This window comes from Blautia sp. CAG:257 (assembly GCF_000433815.1).
In the GTDB taxonomy this organism is placed as follows: Bacteria; Bacillota; Clostridia; order Lachnospirales; family Lachnospiraceae; genus Blautia_A; species Blautia_A caecimuris.
The window spans coordinates 1-8,426 of the sequence record NZ_HF999120.1 but is presented as its reverse complement, the minus strand read 5'-3'; the positions used below and the strand labels follow the sequence as shown (position 1 = coordinate 8,426).

The following is an 8,426-nucleotide window of genomic DNA, read 5'->3' as shown; positions in this document are numbered from 1 at the left end:
CATATACCAGACCTTTCCGCCGCTTTTCTGTACACAGTGCAGCTGTTCTCCTACAAGACAATCCCTCTGTCTTTCATACTGCATTTTTTTACAGTTGTCCCGGCTGTTTTCAATCATTATTTAGTAAGTCTAATCTAACTTAAATATGTATACCACAACTAACTGTAAGTTGTCAACAACTTTTATATTGCTAACCATAACTGAGCAAATACAAAATTTTCACAATGGAATCTGTGATATGCGGATACCAAAAAGCCTTAAACTCTGGCTGTGCATCTCATAAAAACAAAAGAGACATCTCAATTACGAAATGTCTCTTTGTCGCTGCTGTATCAATGATTATCTCAGATATTCTGCCAGTACATAAACTCTGGCTTTTGTCAGTTCCGATCCCTTTAAATTTTCCAGCATAGGCTGCATGCTTCCGCCTGCTGCCTCACGGCCTGCCGCTGCCACAGCTGCCTCCTTTTCTTCAATCCAGGCAATCTCTTCATCTGTAAGCTGCTCCATTGTGTCTGCTGGAAGAATAGCCTTTAGTCTTCCCCAGATAGAATTCAGCTCATCATCCCAGAGCTTATAAAGCTCTCCTGACAAGATATTAATATCCTCCTGAGTCAGAGCACTGTCTATCCTGCCCTGAAGATCTGCTGCCTTTGATTCTGTTTCTGCCAGCTCGGCATCAATATCTGAAGTCTCCTCCGTCACCGGAGCCGAGCCTTCTTTTACTGCGCTGGAAAAGCCCTGCTGGGCAGCCTCATTATAAAGTCCGATAAATGGCAATGAAGTTTCCTGAAGATTTGCCAGATCCAAATATCCAACCCAGCTTCGATATCCTTCGGGAAGCTCCGCTATGGGCGCTCCCTCTATATAAAACAGTATATTCTCTGCGTTATCCAAACCATAAGGTTCGCTGTACATATTTTTTATTCCCTCAATAATTTCCTCTGTACCCGGTTCCTGTTCACACTGAAGATTCTGAAGCTGAGCTGAATAAGTATACTCATTTACCTGAACCGGCTCTGTAAACTGTCCTGAAAAATTACAGACATATCGTGTTCCATTTGGATTTCCCTCTTCTGTGAATCCTATATCTGTGTCATGATAATATCCCTCAAAAGTTCCATCCTCATGGATTGTAAGAACCGTTGACCACGCACCGGCCCCACTGCAAAACAAAAATTCCCTATTTGCCACATCCTCATAGGAAAATCCTCCATCTGCCAGTACTGTATCTGTCTGTGTTACAGATATCAGCCCTGCGGCACAGATAATCGCTGCCAGTCCTGCTGTTTTCTTTCTCATAGTATTTTTCCTCCTGTTTTTCATTTATGATAAATTTTTATTTATTACAAAAATATTTCCGTGTCCCCTTTCATCTCATTCTTCCTGTCCCAAATCAGATGATCCGAAAATATCTGTTCTATTCACACAGACTCTCACTGTAGTTCTGTATTTTTTTGTCTCTGATGCAATTTATCGCTGTACTTTCTGTATTATTTTTTACGAAAGCTATAAATTCACCTTTTTATTGAATCCCTGACTGCTATCCTGATTATATCAGCATTGTCATACTTTTTCTACCGTAAAACCCAACTGATTATACATTCATGTGCCGTTATATAAAAATTACTGCTTACTCCATTCCCGGAAATCTGGTCAGAATCCCTTTCCATTCATCTTCGGCTATGTCATTTTATCCTGTATATCCCGTTTTTTTGCATATATGCCCGAACACCTGGCAGAATAATATCCCGTGAACAATAAATAATATTCTCCTGTTTTTACAGTGGTGTTATACGCCGGGAAATGATACAATAAACCTAATAAAACCAATAAGGAGTCAGGCTATGGATTTTACAAAAGCAGCTCACGTTTTTCAGAAATATTTAAAAGATTATGATCAGAATAACGATAAAGTCCGTCTGAAGATCGTCCATACTTATGGTGTGGTAAAGCAGGCGGAAGAGGTATGCCGCCGGAGAAATCTGGATGAAGAAACTGTATCCCTTGCCAAAATCATTGCTCTTCTCCATGATATCGGACGGTTTGAGCAGTTAAAACAATTTGACAGTTTTGAGCCAACAACCATGGATCATGCCGCCTATGGCGTGCAGATTTTATTTGAGGAAGGAATGATCCGTCGTTTTATGCCGGATGATCGCTGGGATGAAATCATTCGCACTGCCATTGCAAAACACAGTGATTTTGTTCTGGAAGGAGTTTCTGATCCCTGTGCGCTTTTCCATGCCCGGCTTATCCGCGACGCAGATAAACTGGACAACTTCCGGGTAAAGCTTGAAGATGATCTGCTCACCTTTATGGGAATGCCCGGCGAAGAGATTGGAGCCCTTGAAATCTCCCCAAAGGTTTATGAAACAGTATTCCGCAGCAGCACCATTCTGTCCGCTGACCGGATCACAAAAATGGATTACTGGGTATCCTATCTGGTTCATATCTTTGACCTGAACTTTAAGGAAAGCATGGACATTGTTGCGGAAAACAATTATATTGAAAAACTGGTTCACAGAATCCCGTATACCAATCCTGTCACTGCCCGTCAGATGCAGGAAATCCAAAAGCATGCGCAGGAATATATAAAAAAATTTAAAGGGGTGTAAACACCCCTTTAAAATTCCTGTCATTCCGATAATACTTTCTGTTTTTATTCTGCTTTCGGATATTTATTACAAAAGAGACAGTATGTCGGCTCGTCTTCCTCAATTTCCGGGAATCTTCCGAAAAGAAATGTCTACTTCTTATACTTCCATTTTCCTGCCAAAACAGATACTCCTACTATCAAAATTGTGTATATAATTGAATCTCCTAAAACTGTAATTCGCAGAGCCATACTCACCGCAAGTAAGCTGCTGTACCCAAAAACTAATTGTCTTGACCTTTTTCTGTAATACCTGCTGTCTGCCTTTAATAGAGAATGTATCGGATTATCTACAGGAGAAAACAAGGCGATCACACAAATGAAGCATATATAAATCACAAGTATACTATCTGGTGAAAATACATTGATCTTTCTTACTAGCATTGCAATATTCACGATTCCTACAGAAATCATACAGCATTTTATTTCTGTATCAGCATGATAACCGCCTGCATACGGGCGCAAAAAATATATTTCTAAAAAGACCAAGATACTAAAACAAAATTCGTGCCACAAAACACCGGATATTGCAATTGCAAAAAAATTTAATAATATCCAAAAAAACTGATTTAAACCATACTGAATAATCTCCTTTTCGTTCTGATTTTCACATATTTGATTTGATATTGTCCTACTCCATTCACTTATCATTCATTTTTCTCCCCCAAAATGTCACGCCTTTAAAAGTTCCTATCCCAATATTCTCCATTAAAAACACTGTTTTTCATAATTTACAGATTACCCCGTCTTCCATTTCATAAACCTCATCGCAAAGAACATCAATATCTTCCCTATTATGACTGGCCAGAATAATCAGTTTATTTTCTTCTTTCATTTTTAACATAAGTTCCCGGATCTCTCTCACTCCATTTTTATCCAAGCCATTCATAGGTTCATCCAGAATCAAAATCCCCGGATCTTCCATAATGGCTTGCGCAAGGGCAAGTCTCTGGCGCATGCCCAGTGAATATTTTCCAACAGGACGCTTCAATGTGGGATCCAAACCAACTTTTCTGAGAACAGAATAAAGATATTCTTTATTCTTTTTGTTGCGCAAAGTATAAAGAAATTCCAGATTATGATATCCACTCCATGTCCGCAAAAAAGCCGGTTCCTCAATAATAATCCCCGCATCGGTCAGCATATCCTTATCTTTCCCCATAACCTTACCATTGACAGTTATGGTTCCTTCATCGCAGGAAAGAAAACCACAAATAGATTTAAACAAAACAGTCTTTCCAGAACCATTATGTCCAACAAGTCCATAAATTTTGCCACTCTGACAGGAAAGAGAAACATCCCTCAAAACTTTGTTATCTTTAAAACTTTTACTTACATGAGATACTTCGATCGCATAATTCTGTCTGTCCATATATTTTCCTCTGTACAAGTTATAATAATAAAAATTCAGTCTTCTTTGCTAAATAAAAACTCCACATTATTTACACGCCATATTATCAATATGCTGAATATTAAAATCCCAATACATAATGCGCATACAATATAAGTCAGTGAAGGTCGTGTATAATAATTATACATTTTTGTCCCTATATTAGTTGTTTGTATCCAGCTGACCGGAGCAAATGCAGATATCTTTTGAATCATTGCAGGATTTGCATTATGAACAAGATAAACCATACTGATCATTGCTACCGCCGCTGCTATTGCCCAGTAGCGATTCAATATTAAACAAATTGCGAACATAAAAACACCTGTAAATGCAATTACGAAAGTACCAATAAACAATGTCAAAATAGTCAGTTCCTGTGGTGAATACTTTTGTATAGCGGAATATGGCACTTCAAATAAAAACCCATAATGTGCAGATGCATTTGTCAAAGCAGCGGTATGCAACAGTTTTCCCCATTCCAGTTTCCATTCACAATGTCTGATGATCCACAGTATACTGACAGATAAATGAAAAAACATCAAAAATAATGACTGAAAAATAATTGATACAATCTGCCCGATTGCCCATCTTTTTCTCCCTATACGCACTATTTGATACATGTAATAATGTTGCATAAAAGGTATGTCTGAAAACATGTATACTACCCCTAGCATAAATAAAAAAATAAAATATATATTAGAAAACAGAAATGGCAACAGCCATGGTGTTGATGGATATTTCACGTCCTGCGAAAATTTAATCACTGGCTGAACATAAATATAAAGGATATAAGTTTCTAAAATCAAAAGTGTATACATTCTGCTCTGCCGGAGTTTCTGTAAAAAAATTTGAATTGAATAATGTAGTTGTTTCATGCTTTTATATCCTTTTCTTTAATCTGATATAACTTATTCCACATAGAGCCATAGTCGTACAAAGACTCAGCCCCAGCGCCCACAGAAACATTTTTCTATCGTCTCCAAACATTTGATACCTGGCATCAAAAACGCTTTGAATACTCCACATACTGTTTTTTTCTGTAAGTTTTGCAGAAAACTCAGTAATTGCCTGGTAACAAAATACAGGAACGGACAGAACCAGTAAACGATTGGTTATGTATAAAGAAGCAAATGCTGCTGCTTGTGAAAGGCTTCCTGCCAGCATCCCCCATTGTAATCCGTACGAGACAAGCCATAATACATATCTCTTTTCTTTAATCAGCCAGACATATCCCCCTGATGCTGCCAACTCTTTACAAATCTGAACGTCCGCCCATGGCATATGCAAAGAACAAAGAATGCCAAACACTCCACATCCTGCTGCCATAACCACTACTGAGGACAAAAATATTGTTGCTGCTTTAGAAATTACATAATGTTTCAATCCACCGCGTATTACAGAATAACGAATATACCCGTTTTCCAATTCATCACTATAAACTGTTCCATAGGAAAACGCACAAAATACAAACGCAAGTAAGAATCCTACCCCATATGTCCCATATAAAAAATTAGAAATAACTGTTGTCTGTATATTTCCACTGATTGAAAAAAATAATGCAACAGTTACCCCTATTATCCCCATGTAGGTTTCTTTCTTTATAAATACTCTTCCTATATCTGTTAAAAAATATCCTCTGCCTCGGTTTGATTTTATCAAACAACCACTTCCTCTCCTGTCTGCGCATCCAGAAATGTATATAGTGTGGTTTCGTACTCATTTTCTGTTTCACTATCTATACCTTTTTCGTGAATTTCAAATAACCATACCGGACGTAATTCATAATCTTCCACACCTACTGCGACAGGCATATAATATAACTTCGCACGGTTTACATAATAAGATGCAGATGTCAGTAGATTCCCATATTTATCCGATATCTTTTCTGCTAATTTATCAAATTCCAGCAAACTCACTTTTTCCCCCGATTCAGTAATACTATATACCTTATTTACATATAATCCCTCCACTCCTCTGGAAGAATACACCGCCTGAACAGGTCTGTTTGTAACTCCATCATCTGGAAACGTCTGATTTCCATAATAAATTGGCAGCCCTTCATATACCTGTTCTGCAAAAAAATAATAACAGTCGTCTTCTTTATTCCATTCCCGTGGTTCACTTATAGAATTATCGCCTGCCTTGTCTGCTATAATTTCCTGTTGCTGCATAGTCTCTGCATCCAGGGCATAATATTCATAATTTGTTTCTCCTAATTCATACCCGCATCTATTGATCATATCAACAATGTACTGAAAAGCATCCTCCGAACTGATATAACTAAAATTATTTTCTTGACTATAATTGTCTGCGTTAAAAACGTCTGTTTTTTCAACACGAAATACATTCAAAATATCATCAAAAAACGGAGTTGTATAAGTTAGTATCGTATCCAGGTTCAAGGTACTTCCATCTTCAAGCGTATAATAACTGATATCTACTGTTTTCCCTTTCCACTCAATACTTGATATATCTTGATCAACTATTGCAATATCAGCAGCAATTTCCGATATAGCCTGTTCAGATTTTGGATACTGCAATTTGGCAGTTCCTGTTTTTATTTTTGAAAAATCAAGTTTCTCTGGGACTTCAATATTTGTTTCAAATGTCACACCATTCTGTTTATTTATATATTTTTCTGGAAAAATATTCTCAGATGCCATAACCATATTTTGTGATATTAATGGCATAAACAAACACACATAAAGAACAGCCATAAAAATTTTTTTATAATTCATTGCACAACCTCCCTTGTTAAAAAAAGGAGGATATATTCCTCCTTTTTCTGCCATTGAACGGATTACGGACAATAATATCCTTTTACAGTCACACGCTTACTCTGAGCCTCTGATTTCATATAATAATATTCTCCTCCAGGAGCTGTCATATTATATTGAGCACTCTGACGTATTCCTGCTGTAGTACTTACCAAAAACCTTTGTCCCGAATAAATATACTCTTTGTCCAAATTATACGATCTTACATAAATCCCTGCTTTATCAGCACTAAATTCCTGGCCTCTAAAATAGGCAAATGTATCTCCATCATCTGTTTTCCTCTCTCTCTTTGACAATGGATCCTGAGACCCGGTTCCACCAACCGTAACGGTAAACGGTATTGTTCCTGCATGAACTGTGGAACTACTACAAATCAACGTTGTAGCTAAAACCGCTGCACATAATAACTTTTTCATCATTCGTCCTTGCCCCTTTCATTCATTTTATTTAATTGTTTTACTGTCTGTGGAAGTTCAGGCTGATATCCCAAGAAAGGACAGGTTGTATTGGCATCTCTTACGGCTATCCTCTTTGCTATGTACCTCAATACCTTGTTCCCATTTGTAGAAGTTCTCTTATCCATTGGCTTACACCTCCCTTTAAAGTGATTGAATTGTAACATACAATTATTGACTTTTTACATGATTGTCAAAATTCGCCCATGTTTTTGTCAAAATCAGCCTCTGCTTTTTATATACAAAAAAAGAGACTCATCATAAGTCTCTTAGTTTTTGATCTGCGACATATACAAAAGAACCTGAACGCAAAATCTATCAGATGTATAATCTGTTTTAATTTCTCCTCCATTGGCAAGAACCACTTTTTTTACATTTTCTAATCCGATACCATGTATTGCAAGTTCTGTCTGAGTTGTCTGCAGTCCATTTTTCTTTTCAAGGATTTTTCCTGAATAGCTGTTTTCTATAAAGATTAATAACACCTCCTGTTTTATTTGCATTTTTATGGTCAACAACTTTTCCTCCGACTTACTGGCTTCTCTTACTGCATTGTCTACTAGGTTTCCCAAAATAACACAAATATTAAAATTATTGAAATATAGATCTTCCGGAATATTTATCTGAACATCTACCTGATTCAGCGTACTGTTTGCTTTCTGTAGCATGTAATTCAATACTCCGTCTATTTCCCGGTTTCCTGTAGTTGAATATTCTTTTGGATTTAGCATAAATTCCTTCATACTGCTTAAATATTTTATCATGTCGTTATTATTATTTTTTTTAGCCATTGCAGATAATTCAATGATATGATGTTTGATATCATGTCTCAATGCTTTCACCCGCTCTTCTGATTCTCTGGCTACATCTAACTGATAAGAATAAACTTCCAGCATCTGTTTAAATACCTGCTCATTCATACGTGCAGAATAAAATTTAAGCAATGAATGATACAGATAAAAAATGAGAATATTAATAAAAAGAAGTGCCAGTGCTGCAAAAATAACAATTCCTTTTATTTCATGTACAGTAATAACCAGATAATATATGTATACAGTACTGATAACAGGAACCATTAAAAGCGCAATCATATTTAATGTCGGTAATGTAATTTCTTGTTCTGATTTTGTTGTCCTCTGGATAATAAT

Annotated in this window: 10 protein-coding genes; 1 reads left to right on the top strand and 9 read right to left on the bottom strand. The window is 36.8% G+C overall.

The features are described from left to right. Positions 1-339: 339 nt before the first annotated feature. Positions 340-1,302: a lysozyme inhibitor LprI family protein gene (locus QVP40_RS13155; protein ID WP_022068842.1), complete on the bottom strand. Its 963-nt coding sequence runs from the start codon at positions 1,300-1,302 to the stop codon at positions 340-342. Between the two features lie 545 nt (positions 1,303-1,847). Between QVP40_RS13155 and QVP40_RS13150 the strand changes: the two genes are divergently transcribed. After that, the gene (locus tag QVP40_RS13150; RefSeq protein WP_022068841.1) at positions 1,848-2,618 is read left to right on the top strand and encodes an HD domain-containing protein; all 771 of its coding nucleotides are present in this window, start codon (positions 1,848-1,850) and stop codon (positions 2,616-2,618) included. Positions 2,619-2,749: 131 nt separating this feature from the next. Here QVP40_RS13150 and QVP40_RS13145 read toward each other — a convergent pair whose 3' ends face one another. The 8 genes from QVP40_RS13145 to QVP40_RS13110 all read right to left on the bottom strand — a co-directional run. Continuing rightward, on the bottom strand, positions 2,750-3,307 hold the full coding sequence (locus QVP40_RS13145) for an accessory gene regulator B family protein (protein ID WP_022068840.1): 558 nt from the start codon (positions 3,305-3,307) through the stop codon (positions 2,750-2,752). A gap of 73 nt (positions 3,308-3,380) precedes the next feature. Then, on the bottom strand, positions 3,381-4,028 hold the full coding sequence (locus QVP40_RS13140; RefSeq protein WP_022068839.1) for an ABC transporter ATP-binding protein: 648 nt from the start codon (positions 4,026-4,028) through the stop codon (positions 3,381-3,383). 35 nt (positions 4,029-4,063) lie between these two features. Next, entirely contained in the window at positions 4,064-4,921 is an 858-nt protein-coding gene (locus QVP40_RS13135; RefSeq protein WP_022068838.1) for a hypothetical protein, read from the bottom strand. Between the two features lie 4 nt (positions 4,922-4,925). Then, complete coding sequence (locus QVP40_RS13130) at positions 4,926-5,705, bottom strand: hypothetical protein (RefSeq protein WP_022068837.1); 780 nt, start codon at positions 5,703-5,705, stop codon at positions 4,926-4,928. Further along, the gene (locus QVP40_RS13125; RefSeq protein ID WP_022068836.1) at positions 5,702-6,784 is read right to left on the bottom strand and encodes a hypothetical protein; all 1,083 of its coding nucleotides are present in this window, start codon (positions 6,782-6,784) and stop codon (positions 5,702-5,704) included. The genes QVP40_RS13130 and QVP40_RS13125 overlap by 4 nt, the downstream gene beginning before the upstream one ends. A gap of 62 nt (positions 6,785-6,846) precedes the next feature. Then, positions 6,847-7,242 (bottom strand): hypothetical protein, encoded by a 396-nt coding sequence (locus tag QVP40_RS13120; RefSeq protein WP_288200585.1) that lies wholly within the window; start codon positions 7,240-7,242, stop codon positions 6,847-6,849. Next, positions 7,239-7,406: a cyclic lactone autoinducer peptide gene (locus tag QVP40_RS13115; protein ID WP_022068834.1), complete on the bottom strand. Its 168-nt coding sequence runs from the start codon at positions 7,404-7,406 to the stop codon at positions 7,239-7,241. Before QVP40_RS13115 ends, QVP40_RS13120 begins: the two co-directional genes overlap by 4 nt. Positions 7,407-7,547: 141 nt before the next feature. Then, on the bottom strand, positions 7,548-8,426 hold an 879-nt coding region (locus QVP40_RS13110), incomplete at its 5' end, for a GHKL domain-containing protein (RefSeq protein WP_288200584.1).

Excerpts from the sequence above, each read along its gene's own strand:
- QVP40_RS13150 (WP_022068841.1), top strand. The coding sequence starts at position 1,848 with ATGGATTTTACAAAAGCAGCTCACGTTTTTCAGAAATATTTAAAAGAT.
- QVP40_RS13140 (WP_022068839.1), bottom strand. The coding sequence starts at position 4,028 with ATGGACAGACAGAATTATGCGATCGAAGTATCTCATGTAAGTAAAAGT.
- QVP40_RS13115 (WP_022068834.1), bottom strand. The coding sequence starts at position 7,406 with ATGGATAAGAGAACTTCTACAAATGGGAACAAGGTATTGAGGTACATA.
- QVP40_RS13155 (WP_022068842.1), bottom strand. The coding sequence starts at position 1,302 with ATGAGAAAGAAAACAGCAGGACTGGCAGCGATTATCTGTGCCGCAGGG.
- QVP40_RS13125 (WP_022068836.1), bottom strand. The coding sequence starts at position 6,784 with ATGAATTATAAAAAAATTTTTATGGCTGTTCTTTATGTGTGTTTGTTT.
- QVP40_RS13145 (WP_022068840.1), bottom strand. The coding sequence starts at position 3,307 with ATGATAAGTGAATGGAGTAGGACAATATCAAATCAAATATGTGAAAAT.
- QVP40_RS13135 (WP_022068838.1), bottom strand. The coding sequence starts at position 4,921 with ATGAAACAACTACATTATTCAATTCAAATTTTTTTACAGAAACTCCGG.
- QVP40_RS13120 (WP_288200585.1), bottom strand. The coding sequence starts at position 7,242 with ATGATGAAAAAGTTATTATGTGCAGCGGTTTTAGCTACAACGTTGATT.